Origin of the sequence: Pedobacter sp. Bi126, assembly GCF_918698245.1 — a bacterium.
GTDB lineage: Bacteria > Bacteroidota > Bacteroidia > Sphingobacteriales > Sphingobacteriaceae > Pedobacter.
On record NZ_CAKKMS010000002.1, the window covers coordinates 154,577 to 173,632 of the forward strand.

Annotated in this window: 16 protein-coding genes; 7 read left to right on the top strand and 9 right to left on the bottom strand. The window is 38.7% G+C overall.

From position 1 onward, the window contains the following. Positions 1 to 147 precede the first annotated feature (147 nt). The 3 genes from LQ201_RS05850 (at position 148) to LQ201_RS05860 (ending at position 2,967) form a co-directional block, all read left to right on the top strand. Positions 148 to 999, top strand: coding sequence for a TIGR02757 family protein (locus tag LQ201_RS05850; protein WP_230140034.1), 852 nt, complete (start codon positions 148 to 150; stop codon positions 997 to 999). A 115-nt stretch (positions 1,000 to 1,114) separates the two neighbouring features. Then, on the top strand, positions 1,115 to 1,729 hold the full coding sequence (locus LQ201_RS05855) for a Crp/Fnr family transcriptional regulator (RefSeq protein ID WP_230140036.1): 615 nt from the start codon (positions 1,115 to 1,117) through the stop codon (positions 1,727 to 1,729). Positions 1,730 to 2,319: 590 nt separating this feature from the next. Continuing rightward, positions 2,320 to 2,967, top strand: a complete 648-nt coding sequence (locus tag LQ201_RS05860) for a response regulator transcription factor (RefSeq protein ID WP_057934807.1) — start codon at positions 2,320 to 2,322, stop codon at positions 2,965 to 2,967. A gap of 27 nt (positions 2,968 to 2,994) precedes the next feature. Here the strand turns inward: LQ201_RS05860 and LQ201_RS05865 are convergent, their stop codons facing one another. Next, positions 2,995 to 3,180 carry a hypothetical protein gene (locus LQ201_RS05865; RefSeq protein WP_230140038.1) on the bottom strand — a complete coding sequence of 62 codons (186 nt, stop codon included), beginning with the start codon at positions 3,178 to 3,180 and terminating at the stop codon, positions 2,995 to 2,997. Between the two features lie 843 nt (positions 3,181 to 4,023). On the opposite strand from LQ201_RS05865, the gene dinB reads away from it, so the two are divergent. The 4 genes from dinB to LQ201_RS05885 all read left to right on the top strand — a co-directional run bounded on the left by dinB (position 4,024) and on the right by LQ201_RS05885 (position 9,702). After that, a complete protein-coding gene (dinB, locus tag LQ201_RS05870; protein ID WP_230140039.1) occupies positions 4,024 to 5,337 on the top strand; it encodes a DNA polymerase IV in 1,314 nt (437 codons plus the stop codon). Positions 5,338 to 5,339: 2 nt separating this feature from the next. Next, a complete protein-coding gene (gene dnaE, locus LQ201_RS05875) occupies positions 5,340 to 8,354 on the top strand; it encodes a DNA polymerase III subunit alpha (RefSeq protein WP_230140041.1) in 3,015 nt (1,004 codons plus the stop codon). 10 nt (positions 8,355 to 8,364) lie between these two features. Beyond that, positions 8,365 to 8,943, top strand: a complete 579-nt coding sequence (locus LQ201_RS05880) for a hypothetical protein (protein ID WP_230140043.1) — start codon at positions 8,365 to 8,367, stop codon at positions 8,941 to 8,943. Positions 8,944 to 9,198: 255 nt separating this feature from the next. Continuing rightward, a complete protein-coding gene (locus LQ201_RS05885; RefSeq protein ID WP_230140044.1) occupies positions 9,199 to 9,702 on the top strand; it encodes a YdeI/OmpD-associated family protein in 504 nt (167 codons plus the stop codon). A gap of 188 nt (positions 9,703 to 9,890) precedes the next feature. Here LQ201_RS05885 and LQ201_RS05890 read toward each other — a convergent pair whose 3' ends face one another. From LQ201_RS05890 to LQ201_RS05925, 8 genes are all read right to left on the bottom strand, one after another. Further along, on the bottom strand, positions 9,891 to 10,625 hold the full coding sequence (locus LQ201_RS05890) for a polyprenol monophosphomannose synthase (protein ID WP_230140046.1): 735 nt from the start codon (positions 10,623 to 10,625) through the stop codon (positions 9,891 to 9,893). A gap of 618 nt (positions 10,626 to 11,243) precedes the next feature. Next, positions 11,244 to 12,725: a peptide MFS transporter gene (locus LQ201_RS05895; protein ID WP_230140047.1), complete on the bottom strand. Its 1,482-nt coding sequence runs from the start codon at positions 12,723 to 12,725 to the stop codon at positions 11,244 to 11,246. A gap of 63 nt (positions 12,726 to 12,788) precedes the next feature. Next, the gene (locus LQ201_RS05900; protein ID WP_230140049.1) at positions 12,789 to 14,378 is read right to left on the bottom strand and encodes a peptide MFS transporter; all 1,590 of its coding nucleotides are present in this window, start codon (positions 14,376 to 14,378) and stop codon (positions 12,789 to 12,791) included. Between the two features lie 137 nt (positions 14,379 to 14,515). Next, the gene (locus tag LQ201_RS05905; RefSeq protein ID WP_230140051.1) at positions 14,516 to 15,412 is read right to left on the bottom strand and encodes a hypothetical protein; all 897 of its coding nucleotides are present in this window, start codon (positions 15,410 to 15,412) and stop codon (positions 14,516 to 14,518) included. 37 nt (positions 15,413 to 15,449) lie between these two features. After that, on the bottom strand, positions 15,450 to 16,625 hold the full coding sequence (locus LQ201_RS05910; RefSeq protein ID WP_230140053.1) for an acetyl-CoA C-acyltransferase: 1,176 nt from the start codon (positions 16,623 to 16,625) through the stop codon (positions 15,450 to 15,452). Positions 16,626 to 17,411: 786 nt separating this feature from the next. Further along, positions 17,412 to 17,579 (bottom strand): Arc family DNA binding domain-containing protein, encoded by a 168-nt coding sequence (locus tag LQ201_RS05915; RefSeq protein WP_230140055.1) that lies wholly within the window; start codon positions 17,577 to 17,579, stop codon positions 17,412 to 17,414. A 2-nt stretch (positions 17,580 to 17,581) separates the two neighbouring features. After that, on the bottom strand, positions 17,582 to 18,103 hold the full coding sequence (locus LQ201_RS05920; RefSeq protein WP_230140057.1) for a hypothetical protein: 522 nt from the start codon (positions 18,101 to 18,103) through the stop codon (positions 17,582 to 17,584). A gap of 5 nt (positions 18,104 to 18,108) precedes the next feature. Next, entirely contained in the window at positions 18,109 to 18,966 is an 858-nt protein-coding gene (locus tag LQ201_RS05925) for an SPFH domain-containing protein (RefSeq protein ID WP_230140059.1), read from the bottom strand. Positions 18,967 to 19,056 lie beyond the last annotated feature (90 nt).

The window sequence follows — 19,056 nt, forward strand, 5'->3', positions numbered from 1 at the left end:
AAAATTAATGGTAGCCCGGCTTTACACTAAATCTTTTTTGTTTAGGTATCTGCTTTATCAACATCAGCGGAACAAAAAAGGATACCGTTTCAATCCGGTTTAAATGGCAACAATTGTGCTGCTATTTACGTCTAAAAAAAGCCAACAATGCAATTTCTTGAGTTAAAGAATTTTCTGGATAGTAAGGTTGAACAATACAATCAGCCAAATTTTATAGCAAACGACCCGGTTTGTATTCCGCATCTTTTCGAAAAAAAACAGGATATAGAAATTGCGGGCTTTTTTGCTGCAGTTTTGGCCTGGGGGCAACGGAAAACGATTATCAACAAATGCAGGGAACTGCTAAATCGGATGGATAATGCGCCTTATGATTTTGTTGTTAATCATACCGATGGCGATTTAAAGCGCTTACTGAACTTTAAACACCGCACATTCAATGATACCGACTTACTTTATTTTATTTCGTTTTTTAAGCAGCATTATCAAAACTTCGATAGTTTAGAGCAGGCATTTGTGCCAAGGCAAGGTGTTTTTCGGACTGATTATTTAGAAGTTTCATCCATAAAACCGGAGATAACATATGCCTCGGAAGTGTGTTATGCTGCTGAGCTTAACTTCTCGATAGAGCAGGCATTGAACCATTTCAGACAGTATTTTTTCTCCTTAGAAGATTTTCCTCATCGCACGAAGAAACATATCTCCTCGCCAAAGCAAAAATCTACCTGTAAACGTTTAAATATGTTTTTGCGGTGGATGGTTAGGATAGATCAAAAAGGTGTTGATTTTGGCATCTGGCATACACTTCAGCCAAAAGATCTAATCTGTCCCTGCGATGTGCATGTTGATCGGGTAGGACGCTTGCTTGGACTGATTAATAGAAAGCAGACCGATTGGTTAACTGCAATTGAATTAACCGACAATTTGAAGCAGTTCGATCCCTCAGATCCGGTGAAGTATGATTTTGCATTATTTGGATTAGGAGTAGAAAAATTACTTTAAAGTTTGAGAATTGAGAAAAGTCAAAAAAAAATTCTTTTTTCAATTCAATCTTCCTATACTTACGTAGTGATCCTGCTTCGGTTTAGTAGGATTATGTCTATCCCAATGTTTCGCTATGATCGCAGTTAATTTATCTGATGAAGATAGGTGGAAGAAATATAATAATTTTTCTCCTCTAGTCTCAATTTTTAAGAAATTCCATCCGCTTAATGATGAAATGGAAAAGCGGATTAACCAGCATACCTTTCCGATCAGCTACAAAAAAAATAAATACCTTGTTTCACCTGTAGACCGTAACAAATTCCTTTTTTTAATTATTAAAGGTGTAGTTAGGGGTTTTATTAAGGATGGGGACAACGAGATTACCACATGGATTGCCAAAGAGAATGAAATTGTGGGTACCATACGTAATTTGTGGATAGATGGCGATTCGGATGAGTATTTACAGGCATTGGAAGATGTAGATTTAGTTGCTATCCCACATGTATTATCAGAATATCTTTACGAAAATTTTCCTGAAGCCAATATTGTTGGCAGAAAGATGATGGAATTATATTACCGTTCGGCAGAGGAACGTGCTTACCTGTGCCGGATTTCGTCAGCCGAAAAAAGATACAAACGGTTTTTGCTCTCATTCCCTGATTTAATTAACCGGGTTTCTTTAAAATACATTGCTTCTTTTTTAGCCATCAGGCTCGAAACATTGAGTAGAATTAGGGCTAAAATTTAATTCTATATTATTTTCTTGTTTTAAAGTAAGAGGTTTAGCATCTTAACGGGTCTTAAGCCCTTTAGTAAAAAGGAAGTAATACCACTGAGCAAACAGCTTTATACAGCCAAGACCGCATTATTACCTTACCGCTGGCCTTGTTTCCGCTTATGGAAGATTTTCAGGTTAAACCTTCTTTCCTGTTAAAAGATGATCGCGGAAGCCCCACAAGTTTGGATCTGAATGATTTTTGATGATCAAAAATTTTATCTGGGTAGGCCGTTCGTACTGTACAGGAATAAAGCTGTATGATAAAAACTATTTGTAGCGTGATCTTACACCTAAGAACTCAGGCCGTAGCGGCGATACAGATTTTTCCGCTATAGTTACAATTTCTCAATTGGTCCGCTACAGGGCTACAGCAACGGTATATATGGATTTCCTTATCATATTCGTTCATTAAGCAAAATGTAAGATTGATAACTCCAAGGTAGTTTTAAACAAAACTGTAAACTTGTGTATTATAATATTTACGCATTTAAACGAAAAATTAACTACAATTGCGTACAAAAAAATAACTTTTTATTAACTTGCACAATATTCTTAAAATAATGAAGACAAAAAATGCCGTAAGTACTTTTACTGTGCTCATCGCTGATGATCACGAGATCATCCGCCGTGGATTAAAAGGTTTAATATCAGACTTTTGGCCTGGTGTTGAAATTATTCATGCATCTACCCTAGAGCAGGCGCTTGTTGAAACAGAAAAATCGCCGAGTTTAATCATCATTGATGTGAACTTGCCTGGAGGTAACAACCTTAAAGTAATCGATCAGATTAAATTGGTTCAGCCAAACGCAAAAATCTTGGTATTTTCATCTTTGAATGAGAATATTTATGCTGTTCCGTATTTAAAATCGGGTGCATCGGGTTACTTAACTAAAAATGCAGAAGAATCAGAAATTGTAACCGCTATTACTACCATTTTAGCAGGCAGTCGCTATTCGAGCAGAAATGTTAAGGAAAACATGTTTAACAGTATATTAGGTAACGATGCCGATAATCCTTTTACCAAACTTTCGGGTAGAGAATTAGAAGTAGCAGAATTACTAACAAAGGGGATTGGGGTATTAGAAATTTCTAATCAGCTAAATCTACAGATGGGTACAGTAAGTACTTATAAGTTGAGACTTTTCCAAAAGCTGAAAATAAAAAGCATTATAGAACTTGCTGAAAAGATGAGTATCTACGAAAGATAAAAAGAGTATTTTACTCTTTTTATCTTTTTAAGTTTTTTTGTTTTTATCTACAGTACCAGGCCCACTCTCTCCTGATTCGTTAGGTGTGGAGCCAGCCTGACCAAATTTATCTGAAGAACCCTTTCCGTTTTGATCGAAGGAGGCCTTTCCCTTTGAGCTTCCTTTATTTTTACGCTCTTTTTCTACCGTGTTTTTATTGTCTTTAGTTTTCATGGGATAAATGTTGATTACTATCTAAACATTTTAGAACAGTCAAAGTTTTAATGTTCTGATGAAAATCGGGGGCATTTTTGTTTCATAGCCGGTCATCTGCCGATTATTTCAACTGACACTTGTACTAATATCTCATTAGCTTTCAATCAGTTTGTCAGTCTGAGGGATAATTTATTGTATAAAAATCAATATGAATGACGCATATCTTTTTTTGCCCAGAGGCTCATCCTTGCCTCGGCTCGCCGCCGCCGATGGGGCTCTTTCTTTTTGCTGTCAAAAAGAAACAAAAAACACCGGCTGAAAATTTTTCTTTCAAAGCTAGTGGGTTGGCTGGGTCGGCGGAGCCCGAAAAATTTGTTAGGCCGGATTTAAGTAGAACGGGGATACCGTGCTATGGCCTAGCTGGATGGAAATGCGACAACGGCTAAAATATTGATTAATAGCTGTTTATGAAATAACATCAATGGTAGCGTAGTCGACAACCTTCTTTGCCATATAAATATAAGCCATATGAGCTTATATTTTCTTCAATGCCTTATATGGTTAAAAATGCCTGTATTACGGTCACGCAACTCGCGGATAGTTGGCGAGGACACCAGCCATCAATCGTTTAATTCCTGCGCTGCGTCATTCCTATCATAAGTTCCTATGGATCAACCTAAGGGATTGGGAGCCTGATTCTGTGCTTTTCCGTGGCAAATCCTTCGAGCAAACTCAGCATAATAAAGTGTAGGATATTAAAGCTAATTTTGTTAGTATTTTGTTTAAAATTAATCGATTTTAATTTTCTTTAAAACTAAAAATATTAGTATTTTCGATCTCACTCATCCTTATAATACGAGAATGGATAAAGAAAGGCAGATTATTCATATGGATCAGGATGCATTTTTTGTGTCGGTAGAAATCAGAAAAAATCCCAAGTTATTGGGCAAACCCGTAATTATCGGCGGCGGCGGCGATAGGGGTGTAGTAGCTTCTTGCAGCTACGAAGCGCGCCAGTACGGCATACATTCTGCAATGCCCGGCAGAACGGCAAAATTGCTGTGCCCCCAGGCTATATTTTTAAAAGGTGATATGGAAGAATATTCCAAGGCATCACATGATATTACCGAAATTATTGCCGATAAAGTTCCCCTTTTTGAGAAAGCCAGTATTGACGAGCACTATATCGACATGACAGGCATGGACCGCTTTTTTGGTTGTATGAAATTCGCGTCAGAGCTCAGACAGAACATTATCAAAGAAATGGGCTTACCCATTTCCTTTGGCTTGTCGATCAATAAAACCGTAGCCAAAATTGCCACGAACGAATCTAAGCCTGATGGCGAACGGCAGGTTACTTTTCCTGAATTGCGGCCCTTTCTCGATCCTTTGGCTATCCACAAAATTCCGGGTATCGGTCATGCTACCTATAAAAAATTAAGCGAAATGGGTGTCCGCGAAATCCTTACGCTTACCCAGATCCCACAACAGCTCATGTTTAAAATACTGGGGCAGCATGGCTTAAGTTTGTGGCAAAAAGCAAATGGGATCGATCTTTCTCCCGTAGTGCCTTACCGCGAAAGGAAATCTATTGGTACACAGGCTACCTTCGAAAGCGATACCATGGATATGGCCAAACTAAAGGCCATTATAACCGGAATGGTTACCGGCTTAACTTTTCAGCTGCGCAACCAGAAAAAATTAACCGCCTGCATTACCGTAACCGTGCGTTATACCAATTTCGAAACGGTTACCCAGCAAGAACGTATTCCCTATACCTCGCTCGATTCGTTTTTAATCAGTAAAGCACATAGCCTGTTCGAAAAGGTGTATGCAAAACGGATGCTGTTACGGTTGGTAGGCGTAAAACTTTCGCACCTGGTGAGCGGTTACGAGCAGATTGGTTTATATAATGTTGCCGAAGAAGAATATAGTCTTTACCAGGCCATGGATAAAGTACGTAACCACTATGGTGCCGAAGCAGTGGTAAAAGCCTGTATTGTTACCCAGCCACCCCGCGATGAAACGGGGAAAATAATCAAGTACAATCCACGCAAAAAGAAAATATTGATCGAAAACAAACCAGAGGAAGAACAGCAGGAAGTAAAGAAACGATCGAAAATTAGAAGTTTTATGAGTGAAAAAGGAACAATAGGTACTAAATCTTATGATTAGCGATGTTTTTAAATATCCATTCTTCTTATAGCCTAAAGTATGGCACACAGCACATTGATCAGTTAATTGCTACAGCCCGCAGTTTAGGTATCCACCAAATGGTACTTACTGATATCAATAACTCAACTGGAGCGGTAGAGTTTATTCGCGAGTGTTATAAACAAGGCATTGCCAAAGAAGCTGACGAAATACACAAAGGCAATATTCCGTATCAGATTAAGCCGGTAGCGGGGATCGAGTTTCGAATTGATAATAAATTGTTGTATGTGGGCATTGCGAAGAATAAAGAGGGAATGCGTGAGCTGAATGAATTTTTAAGCCACCATAATATTTACAACATTCCGCTGCCAGAGGTTCCACCCGAAATGGAGCATGTTTATATCATTTATCCCTTTCAAAAATCTTTTAACCCAGTACTAAAAGCAAATGAATTTGTAGGTATCCGAGCCAAACAGCTCAATCTTTTGTACAAACATCCACTTTTAAAACAGAAAGAAAAATTGTTGGTGTGGCATCCTGTTACCGTTAGCGATAAGATCACCTACCGCCTGCACGAATATTTTAGGGCGATCGAGCTCAATACGCTTTTAAGTAAAGTGCCCGATGAGCAAAAATGTGATCCGGATGAGTTCCTGATTCCAGAAGTAGAACTAACCCAGCAATTTGAACAGTATCCCTTCATTGTTCAAAATACACAGAAACTGATAAACAGCTGCGATTTAAGTGTTTATTTTGAGGATGGTCCTACACCTACTTCTAAAAACAAGTTTTTTTATACTGGAGATTTCGAAGGGGATAAAAAAATGCTCCGGGAGTTGGCCGAAGAAGGGCTTAGATACCGTTATGGTGAAAATAATACAGAAGCCATTGAGCGTTTGGAGAAAGAACTCCGGATCATTGAACTTAAAAACTTCTGCGCCTATTTTCTCATTACCTTCGATATTGTAAGCTATGCCATGAATAAATGCGGTTTTTACCACGTTGGCCGTGGCTCGGGTGCCAATAGCATTGTAGCTTATTGCTTGCGCATTACCGATGTAGATCCGATTGATCTCGATTTGTATTTCGAACGTTTCCTGCATGAAAAACGGACAAGTCCGCCAGATTTTGACATCGATTTCTCCTGGGACGAAAGGGAGGTGATACAACGTTATATCTTTGAACGTTATCCCAAATGGCATGTTGCTTTTTTAGGCACCATGAGCACTTTTAAAGATCGTGCAATTATCAGGGAAATCGGTAAAGTGCTGGGTTTACCTAAAGGCGAAATAGATAGTTTTACAGATCCCACAAAAGAACGTGAAAATTTACTGAATGCTACTTACCAGAAATTGCAGGCCGTGTACCAATACATGAAAGGAATGCCCAACCAGCGTTCGATTCATGCCGGAGGAATTTTAATTTCCGAAGAACCGATTACCTATTATACAGCCTTGGATATGCCGCCAAAAGGTTTCCCAACCGTGCAATGGGATATGTACGAAGCCGAAGCCATAGGTTATGAGAAATTCGATATTTTAAGTCAGCGGGGTATCGGGCATATCCGCGAAGCCGTGCAGCTCATTAAAAAAAATAAGGGAAAGGATATCGATATCCACGATTTTAAAACTTTTAAAGAAGACCAGAAATTGAACGGTATTCTTAAAGAAGGGCAGCCCATAGGGTGTTTTTATATCGAATCGCCGGCTATGCGCCAACTGCTCAAAAAACTGAAATGCGATAATTACCTTACGCTCGTGGCAGCCAGTTCCATTATCCGTCCGGGCGTGGCCAGCTCAGGCATGATGAAATCCTATATTGAACGCTATCACGCACCCGATAAAGTAGTATACCTCTGCGAAGTGATGAAAGAACGGCTTAGCGAAACCTATGGGGTAATGGTTTATCAGGAAGATGTGATCAAAGTATGTCATTATTTTGCAGGTCTAGATCTTGCAGATGCCGATATCCTTCGTAAAGCCATGAGTGGTAAATATCGGTCTAAACTGGCTTTTGATGAACTGGTGAACAAATTTTTCGTTTCAGCCAGAAAAGAAGGGCACTCAGAAGAACTCATTACCGAAGTTTGGCGACAGATTTCTTCTTTTGCCGGTTACAGTTTTTCAAAAGCACATTCAGCCTCTTTTGCAGTAGAAAGTTACCAAAGCCTTTACCTTAAAACTTATTACCCTATGGAATTCATGGTAGCGGTACTGAATAACTATGGCGGTTTTTACAGTCGATGGGTTTATGTGCACGAACTGCAAAAAACAGGAGCAAGGGTGCATTTACCCTGCGTTAACTGTAGCGATGATGTGGTAAATATAAAAGGCGAAGATGCTTATCTGGGCTTCATTGCCGTTCAGGGCTTGGAAGAAAAAATCATCAAAATTATTCCGCAAGAACGTGCTGCAAATGGTTTGTATATAGATCTCGAAGATTTTGTAAGGCGGACCTGCATCTCATTAGAACAGGCCATTATTTTAATCCGTTTGGGCGCCTTGCGTTTTACCGGGAAAGATCGGAAAACCCTGCTTTGGGATGTACATAACTACCTTGGGTTTAAACAAAAAAAAGTGAATCATGCCGAACTTTTTAAGCTGAGTTACAAAACCTATCAGCTCCCCGAATTGGCCGATTCCGAACTCGAAAATGCTTACACGGAATTAGAGTTATTGGGATATCCGCTTAATTATAAAATGTTCGATTTTTTAAAAACGCCTTATCGTGGTGATATTATGGCGGTAGATCTGCACAAACATTTGGGTAAAACGGTAAGAATGGTAGGGAGCTATGTTTGCGAAAAAACGGTACACACCATTAAAAATACCAAAATGTGGTTCGGTACTTTTTTAGATGCCAACGGCGATTTTTTTGATACAACCCACTTCCCCAATAGCACACCAATGTATCCTTTTAAAGGAAAGGGCTGTTACCTTATTTTAGGTAAAGTGGTAGAAGATTTCGGCTTTCAGAGTATCGAAGTTTTAAAGTTCGCCAAACTGGATATACAGATGAACCCAGTGGCGATTGATTAAATAAATTGATATGGATTTAAAATTAAAAAAAGACAGGTATTCAATAGTTGTTTACCCTCACCGAGAAGTTATTAATGATGTTAAAGTTTTGAAAGATATACTTTGGTCTAAAGTTGGCTGGTATAGCAGTAGAAACTCAGATGCTCATGTTACGATTGCTCTGTTTGAAGCAGATAAGCATGAGTTGGATTTTTACATATCGTATACTAAAGAGTTTTGCTATGCTGAAAAACCTAACTTTGTGATGTTTGATCAGTTCATTGCTTCGGAAAAAAACGGAGCCGTTGTTGTTTTACCTAACAAGACTGCTAAACCTTACTTGAATAGCCTTTTTAAAAGATTTAGACAAGGCTTGAGATATAAGAAAGCAATAAATGGAGCTGCTGCCCATATCTCTATTGGGAGAAAATTACATCCCGAAGATATTGAAATAGCTCAAGACCTGTTCGAAGAAGTTAGCTTGAATTTTTTATGTGAAAAGATTGCAATTCGTAAATTTAATGATGAGAAAGGACAGTATGAGGTCATTTACGAATTTTGTTTTTTAGGAAATCCTCCTAAACAAGGACAACTTTCATTCTTTCAATAGAAGGCCGTTTATTGATATGAGCAGATTAATCTTGATAATCGGCTCATGATTTGGGCTATTTTTGAGCCGATTAATGTTTTCTTTATAAGATCGTCATTCCCAACTTGATTGGGAATCTAAAGTTTATTGCATTAAGATTCCCGTCTGCGCGGGAATGACGATCGATTATAGTGTGCGCTCGTTTTTAACGAGTGCACGAATAGCCTAACCATTTAATCGTTTAACTTGTTTAAACATAATTTTTATATTTAAGCCATGATCCACTTTAAAGCAGAAATAGAGCGTTTCGAAACCATGGGCGAAAAAACAGGCTGGAGTTATGTGTTTATTCCGGCAGCGCTGGCTAACGAAATCAAACCAGATTGTAAAAAGAGTTTCAGGGTAAAAGGAAAGATAGATCAGTTGGATATTAACGGTATGGCAACCATCCCAATGGGAGAGGGCGATTTTATTATTGCTTTAAAAGGCGAAGTCCGTAAAAAATTGAGAAAAGAAGCCGGAGCAGGTGTCGAACTCTATTTAGAAGAAGATAAAGATTTTAAAATCGAAATGCCCGAAGACCTCGAAATCTGCTTGTCAGAAGAAGAACATTTAATCCGGAATTTTTTAAAACAGCCTAAATCGCACCAAAACTACTACATTAACTGGATCAATCAGGCTAAAACCGAGCCTACACGCACCAAAAGAATCGTAATGACCGTTAAAGCCATGGATAAAGGGCAAGATTTCGGCGCAATGATTAGGGAAAGTAAGTTGTGAGTTTGGAGTTTTTAGTTTGGAGTTTTGCAAAGAGCAGAAAGATCTTCGGACAATAAGCTTTTGGTTTAGCGTTCTGAAAAAATAACAGGCTTACAATAACCTCAAATTCCCAATTTCTAATCACATCCCAGAGCGATTAGAACGGCTATGCACTTAGCGCTCTCAACTCCAAGCTCCCCGCTCCAAACTTAAGACTCTCTTTTATAACTCCTAAACCAACTCCAAACCTTCATTTGTATAACACCTAAAAAAGCCTCTCTAAAGATACGGGTGCTCATTTTTGATGTTCCTTCGGTACGGTCGGTGAAAATGATTGGAACTTCGACCACTTTAAAGCCAAATTTAATGGCGGTGAATTTCATTTCGATCTGAAACGCATAACCAACAAACTTAATTTTATTTAGTGGAATGGTTTCTAAGACAATTTTGCGGTAACATTTAAATCCGGCAGTCGCATCCTGAATGTTTATACGGGTAATCATACGTACATACATTGATGCAAAATACGACATTAAAACCCTGCCCATTGGCCAGTTTACCACATTTACACCCTTAACATACCTGGAGCCAATGGCTACATCAGCACCGTTTACACAGGCTTCGCGTAAGCGTGATAGATCATCGGGGTTGTGCGAGAAATCGGCATCCATTTCAAAAATGTAGGCATAATCGTGTTGCAATGCCCAATTGAAGCCGTAAATATAGGCTGTACCCAATCCTTGCTTTCCTGCGCGCTCCTCAATAAATAAATGTCCTTCGTATTCGTCTTGTAAAGATTTTACAATTTCAGCAGTTCCATCAGGCGAACCATCATCAATAATTAAAACATGAAAAGGCTGGGTTAAAGAAAAAACCTTTCTAATGATCTTTTCGATATTTTCCTTCTCGTTGTAGGTGGGAATGATGACTAAACTATCTGACACGTTTTGTTGTGGTTTTTATAAATAATATAAGCTTTTGGCCTTGTATGTGGTATGCTATGCTTATTTGTGCTGTGCAATTGCTTTTAATGTGCGAAAGTAAATATTTAATGTGAAACCTTTATGAATTTTCATTAATAACCAATGATTCCTATTCCTGAACTTGTTTTATAGTAGTTTTTATTGTTTTTAAAGCATTGTCAGTCTGTCCAAAGGACTCCTGTGGAGAGCGTAGTCGAAGACCTTACCCAAATATTTCCCGCTGATTTAGCAGATCACCGCCGAGAAAATCTGAAGGTCCGGATTTGTAATCCGGATCTTCGTTCTCCAGATTTGTAATCTGGTTTAGCAGTGTTGCAAGTATTACGGGTTCCAAACTAGCTGTTGTATTTACTTTTAGCTTTTACGGCACAAACCATTGTCCCTAAACCCGATCGGCGTGTAAAGCCCGTAGACCGAAGCATGAGGGCAAGGACTTGAAACAAGAGCGGGACAATGGGCCTCCAAGAACCACTATCCTTTCATTTCCAAATCTTACATTATATCAATAAAAATCGTTTTATAGATTCTCCTCCAAAGGAGTTCCTTTGGAACACTACAGTCGAAATGACGATCACTTTCTTACCTCACCTCTTGCATTAACTTTTTAACCAGTTGCGAGAAAATAATCAGCGCCAAACCTGCAATTAAAGAGTATAATGCCAATGCTTTATAACCTTCAGTATAAGCCATTAATTTTGTGGTTAATGATGCATTATCGATACTCGACATTTCTGCGCCTAATTTTCCGGCAGCCAATTGCCCGAAAGCACTTGATAAAAACCAAAGCCCCATCATCATCCCGAACATTTTCTTTGGCGAAAGTTTAGTAATGATCGACATACCTATCGGGCCCAAACAAAGTTCGCCAAGGGTTAATAATAAATAGGCTAACGTAAACACATTTAACGAACTAATGCCCTGTACATTGGCGAAGAACCTGGTGGCGTAAAAAACATAAAAGCTCAAAGCCAGTAAAAGGAAGCCGATTCCGAATTTTACAACCGTGTTCGGTTCTATTTTACGTTTGTATAAGCCTAACCACAAAATGCCAACAATCGGACTAAAAACAATAACAAAGAACGAGTTAACGCTATTGTTTACCACATTCGGATCGATATTGAAAAAAAGGATTTTATGGTCAAGATTGTCCTTCGCAAATAACGATAATGAACCACCACTCTGCTCGGATATGGCCATGAAAATAAAATAACAGAAGATAAAAACGAAGGCTGCGAGTAGTTTATATTGTGCTTTTTTATCTTTTATTTTAAACGTTTCGTACAAGAAATAAACCAGGGCAACAATGCCTATGGTGTACATGAAATAATCGGTAAAGGCCGTATTTTTTACCATGATATAAATCAGTGGAATACAAAGTATCGACCCCACATAAACGGCAATTTCCCATAACTGCTGTTTTGATTTTTTAAGATGCAGCAAAGGCGAATTCCCGATCGGACCTAAATGTTTTTTTGTGAAAATGAATGTGCCCAAACCGAACATCATTACCAGTGCAGCAGACAAGAAACATAAATGCCAATTGTAATATTTACCAAGATAAATACACATGGCGCCCCCCAATAATCCACCTACATTAATACCGGCGTAAAAAAGCCCATAACCTGCATCTCTGCGGTTGTCTTTCTCGTGGTATAATTCGCCAACCATTGATGAAACATTGGGTTTAAAGAAACCTGTTCCAATGATTGATAAGGTAATTCCAACATAAAACAGATCGTGAGGAGAGAAGGCCAGGATTAAATTCCCGATAATCATCAATGATCCGCCCCAAAAAAGCGATTTTCTGAAACCTAAAATCTTATCGGCAAAAATACCACCTATAAAAGTAAAGGCATAAACAAAGGCTTGTATAGCACCGTACTGTAGGTTCGATTTTTGGTCGCTTAAACCCAGTTGCTCAACCATAAAGAAAGCCAATACCCCGCGCATTCCATAAAAACAGAAACGCTCCCACATTTCTACCAGCGATAAATGCCAGAGCTGTTTCGGGTATTTTCCCTCAAAATTTTGAATATCTTCTATTGAAACTGTTTTTTCCATTAAATATGCTTAAAAATTAAAAGCCCGATGGAGATCGGGCTTTTTGTTAAATTTATTTTTTGATTAGTGAACGCCATGCATCCATTTACGCAATATCGGACTTATAGCAAACATAATTAAGCCTGCAACAATCGGAATAATGGTAAATATTAAGAAGAAAATCGAAATGGAGTATTCTGAACTTATTTTGTCGATTAGGCCGCCGGTAGTACCCGCTAACCAGTTACCAATCGCTGTACAGGTAAACCATACACCGAACATTAAACCTACCACTTTGGCCGGAGCTAATTTACTAACGTAGGATAATCCAACAGGCGAAACACATAATTCCCCAACAGTGTGGAAGAAGTAAGCGAAAATTAACCAAAACATACTTACCTGTGCAGATGTAGCACCTTTTGCAATATCCATACCTCCATAAGCCAATCCTGCAAAACCTATACCTACAAAAATTAAACCGAGTCCAAATTTTACAGGTCCGCTTGGGTTAAATTTAGTTTCCCATATTTTAGACACGAATGGTGCAAGGGAAACAATAAAGAATGAATTTAGAATCCCAAACCATGAAGCAGGAACTTCTGTGTTTAAAGCGGTAAATTCTTTTTCTACCTTCCAAATGGCTAATCCCCAGATAATAATGAAGCTTATTGCAGTAAAAATTATGGTGGCAGGATATTTTTTTGCGATTTTTGCCGCTAGGCTTAATAAAACAACGGTTACAGCAATAAGTGGGAAAATAGTAAGTATGGCATCAACCCATTTAAAAATTGTACTTGCATTTCCTGTTAAATTTCTAAGTGTGTAATCTTTAGCAAAAATTGTCATTGAGCCACCTGCCTGCTCAAACACCATCCAAAAGAAAATGGTGAAAATTGAAAATACAGCAACCACAGCTAAACGTTGATTGCTTACTTTTTTTGGTAAAACTTCATCAGTTGGATCAATTACTTTTTCTGTTTTATTTACAGCAGCACCTAAAACACCAAATATTTTTTGTCCAAAGTAAAACTGAAGCATTCCAAAAAACATAAATACCCCCGCTAATCCAAAACCCCAATGCCAGCCCACTTTTTCGCCGATATAACCGCACATTAACATACCTAAAAAGGCACCGGAGTTAATACCCATGTAAAAAATAGTGTAAGCAGCATCTTTTTTATCACTTGTAGATGGGTAGAGTTTTCCTACGATAGAAGAAATATTTGGTTTGAATAATCCGTTTCCGGCAATTAATAAAAACAATCCCAGGTAGAAGAAATTGGTATTTGAACCTTCTAACGCCATTGATATGTGGCCAATGGTCATAATTAAAGCGCCTACAATAACAGCTTTTCTGTATCCGGTCAATCGATCCGCAATTAAGCCGCCAATTATGGGAGTTAAATATACTAAACCTGTGTACCAGGCGTAGAGTTGTAAAGCCTCTGGCCTTGTCCAGTGCCAGCCACCTTTACTTATTTCACTTACTAAGAATAAAACAAGTAGTGATCTCATTCCATAGTAACTAAATCTTTCCCACATTTCTGTGAAAAATAGCACAAAGAGGCCTACCGGGTGGCTAAATAATTTTTCTTTGGATACATTGTTACTGTCTAAGTGGAGATCTAGTTCCTTGCTATGGTCAATACTAATGGTTTCATTAGATGTTTGCATAAAACATTTGTTGGTTTTAGTTTATGAATTCAGAATTTGTGTGTTGTTTAAGCCAGTTAAGCAGGGCGCAATATAGTCAGCGAATGCCAAACTCACAAATTTTTAAATGATGTGTTAGGTAAATGATTTGTTAAGATTTAAAATTTTCTGATGGGTTTAACATTTTTTTTTGGGTCAGCATAAAGCTCATCAGTCGAATTCGGATCGTTGTGAAGTGTGATGTCTTCCTGCAGTTTTAGCCTTCCGCCAATGATTTTAAAGCCATCAAAAGTGCCGTCTGATCCATGATATTCAAAGGTATCTTTCATTTCCGGATTAAAGGATGCTAAATGGTCGAACACGATCATGCCAGCTTTTAAATCCGTTTTTAAAGTCATCGCATTCGATTTGGCATATTCGAATATTATCCTGTTTTTTCCTTTTAGTTCTTTTCCGTCAAAAACCGGGGCACCAAAAGTGAGATTATCTTTATCGAAAGAAAGGATATCGATTACCTTTTTAGTGGTAAATGGTGTATTTCCTTTCCAGCCTAAAAGTACATAATAAGGCAATCGGTTTCCACTGGTTACCGAAACAATTTCATAATACCTGGCACCAAACCATTTTTGGTTATTGGTAATGCTGTTCGGATCGGCTAAATTGTCTGTCTGATCGATCAGGGGATAAAGTTTCAATGGACCACTTTTGGTATTCATTTGGATGGCGCCATAATAGCGGTAAGTACCGTCTTCGAGTAGCACGTACCAACTCAAAACCCTAAAAGCCTGATCGGATGATTTAACTACTGATACATTTTTAAGCGAATCGAATGGATAAGAAAAAGAATTGGGGGCTTTTAAAGCCTCTACCAAAGTTTTTACGAAATTTCCGTTTATTTCTATTTTTTGTGCATCGCTTTGAGCAGCAATAACCCTTGCCGATATTTTAATCAGTGTATCCTGAAAAACATTTAATTGCTTTGGCGTTTGCTGTGCTTTTAAGGTAAAGCTTAGTGTTCCAAAGATTAAAAGGATATAAAATCTGATAAGTTTCATACAATCAAATGTGCAAAGATGCTGCAAAACCCAAAAATTATAATTTCTCGATAACAAGAGCACTTGCGCCACCACCACCATTACAAATTCCGGCAACGCCGATTTTTCCATCGTTCTGTGCCAATACCGACAGTAAGGTAACTACAATTCTTGCGCCCGATGCACCAAGTGGGTGACCCAATGAAACGGCACCACCATTAACGTTAACCTGGCTGTCGTTTAGTTCTAAAAGTTGATTATTTGCAATGGAAACGACAGAAAAGGCTTCGTTAATTTCGAAAAAGTCAACATGCTTAATGTCGATATTGGCCTTGTGTAAAGCCAATGGAATTGCTTTTGAAGGTGCGGTTGTAAACCACTCCGGTGCTTGTTGTGCATCAGCATAGCCTAATATTTTGGCCAAAGGTGTTAAACCTAGTTCTTTTGCCTTATCGGCACTCATTAAAACCAATGCCGCTGCGCCATCATTTAAGGTAGATGCATTTGCTGCAGTTACTGTTCCATCTTTTTTGAAAACAGGTTTTAATGAAGGTATTTTATCAAATTTAACTGCCGTTGGCTCATCATCGGTATCAACCAGGGTAATTTCACCTTTACGGTCTTTCACTTCTACAGCTACAATTTCGCCAGCAAATTTGCCCGAAGTTTGTGCTGCCTGCGCTCTTTTGTACGATTCTATTGCAAAATTATCCTGCGCTTCGCGGCTGATGTTACATTCAGTAGCGCAAAGTTCGGCGGCAGACCCCATATGATAATCGTTGTAAACATCCCATAGACCATCTTTTACCAGGCCATCTGTAATTTGTCCATGGCCTAAGCGATAGCCGTTTCTTGCCTTATCCAGGTAATAGGGAACATTACTCATGCTTTCCATGCCACCGGCTACAATAATTTCATTATCGCCATTAGCAATACTTTGCGCTGCAAGCATAATTGCTTTTGTGCCCGAAGCGCATACTTTATTTATTGTAGTAGCAGGTAAATCTGGTAAACCTGCAAATTTTGCGGCTTGTGTAGCTGGTGCTTGCCCCAGGTTTGCAGATAAAACATTACCCATATATATTTCTTGGATCTGTTCTGGTTTTAAGCCAGCTTTTTCAATAGCAGCCTTAATGGCAAAGCCACCAAGTTGAGTAGCAGAAAATTGAGCTAATGAGCCTCCAAAACTGCCAATAGGCGTTCGCACAGCTGATACAATTACAACTTCTTTCATGTAAACTAAATTTTATGAATTTTTGGTTAGGCCGCTAAGTTAGTCAAACCTCGTAGGTTTCCAAAACCTGCGAGTTTTAAAATAACGTTTAGAAAATGATTTTAGCCTATTTGAAAATAATAAGTTTTAATAGATTTTTGAAAAGGTGCTGCAGTGATACTTAGGAGAGTTCAGTCCTGCTGTTCGCTTTATCCCGATGAAACCTCTGAAACAAGCAAGCATGTGAAAAAACAATAAATAACAATGCTTAAATCGGGATGCTCACTGCCATCAGGTTTAATTAACTGGGGCTGGTGGTTCTTTGGCTGAGTTGTCTTTCTGGCGTCGATTACCCCCTCCGGGTTTAAGGGGAGCATAGGGGCGGGGTGGTTAAGTAATATGAATTTATTCGGAAAGACGCTGCAGTAGTGCTTGGGTTTGTTCAGTCCTGCTGTTCGCTGTAGCCCTCATACTTCGGGGCTGTCGCTGCCATCAGGTTTAATTAACTTGGGCTGGTGGTTCTTTGGCTAGGTAGTCTTTCTGCCGTCGATTATGCCACTCTTTGTTTTAGGAGGGGTGTCCCTGGGGCGGTTGGCTAGCGTTAGGGATTGTAAGGGTTCAGTACCGATCCTTCATCGGTACCGGAGCGAAGCGCAGCCCTGAAAAGCCCGACCCTTTCCCGTTTTTCACGGGATTGGGAACGCCCAATTCAGTTAAGAGTTGGCAGTTAGCAATTAACAGTTGGTTCTTGTAGACTTCCGAAGCTTGCTGATGCCCTGAGCCCTGAAAACTTCGGAAGTCTTGCTTTTATTCTTCTTTTGCTTTTCCCTTTTTTCTCGATTTTATAGCCTGTGTAAGTAAAAATTCAATCTGCCCGTTCGTACTTCTAAACTCATCGGCAGCCCAGGTTTCTACTTCTTTTAATAAAGTAGGACTAATTCTTAATACAAAAGCTTTTTTATCTTTCTCCGCCATTCTTATTGTATTGCTTGTATATTATACCTCGTTTTTAAATTAATAAGGAACATTTCGAGTTCTTCTATCTCATTTGAGCTGAACAGGAGCTTTTTGCCGTTTTTAAATTCAATCTGTAAACCTTTATCTTTATCGTTTAGGATATAAGCCTTGTCGTTAAATTTAAACCAAAGCCTGCTTCGAACACCAAATCCGCCATAATCTCCTAAAGCATTGTATTTATTAATGTAAACTTTCTCTATGTTGGCCCAACTCAATAGCTTCAGCTTGGTTTGAAATGGAAAATACTTGTAAGAAATACCTTCAGTGCCGACCTGCAAGATCATTTTATTTTTTTGAAGCAGGTAAATAATAGCAAAAGGAAGGAGAATGGCCCAAAATGGGGCAAAATAAGTAGCTTCTAAGGTTTCAAAGCTCATTCCACCTTTATCAAAAAGCACAATACTGACGACCATAACAACATCAATAGCCAATAAAATATAAAGCCACCAAAGTTTTAAGCTTTGTTTTTCCTCAAATTCCATTGTGCCTAATTATATAATGTTCCGGTGTTTACCACGGGCTGTACATGGCGATCGCCGCAAAGTACAACCAGTAAATTGCTTACCATAGCTGCTTTACGCTCTTCATCCAGCTCAACAATCCCTTTTTGTGATAATTTCTCTAAAGCCATCTCTACCATGCCTACCGCACCTTCTACTATTAATTTACGGGCCGCTATAACTGCTGTGGCCTGCTGACGCTGTAACATGGCACTGGCAATTTCTGGTGCATAAGCCAAATGCGAAATTCTGGCTTCTAAAACTTCAATGCCCGCTCTCGATAAACGTTCGTTCAGTTCGTTTTCTAAAAGCTCGCTTACTTTATCTGCACCATCTTTTAAGGTAATGGTGGTTTCTTCACCTTCGGAATGATCATAAGGGAAAATGTTCGCCAAATGCCTTACAGCAGCTTCACTTTGAATGTTTACATATTGCATGTAGTTTTCTACAGAGAAAACGGCTTTGGCCGTTTCGTTTACTTTCCAAACCACCACAGCAGCAATTTCGATCGGGTTGCCAAGTTTGTCGTTAACCTTTAACTGCTGCCCGTTTAAATTGTTTGCTTTTAACGATAAACGTCTTTTAGCGGTTAGCGGATTTACCCAGAAAAATCCATCGGCTTTTACCGTTCCAATATATTTTCCGAAAAGGGTGAGCACCATTGATTGATTGGGATTGATGATTAAAAAGCCCGGGAATATTAAAAATATATCTATGGCCAGTAAAATCCCTCCCCAGAGAAAAATTTCTGAAACAAAACAGAAAATAGAAGCGCCCAGCAATGCAATGCATAGTGCGAATGTTAGATAGCCCGATGGCGGATTAATAATTTTTTCTTGATACATAATTGATATTAATTTGATATCATAAAGTAAAATATAAAATCTGGTAATTGCAAACAAAACCTGTAAAATGTATATTAGATAAAAATGCTA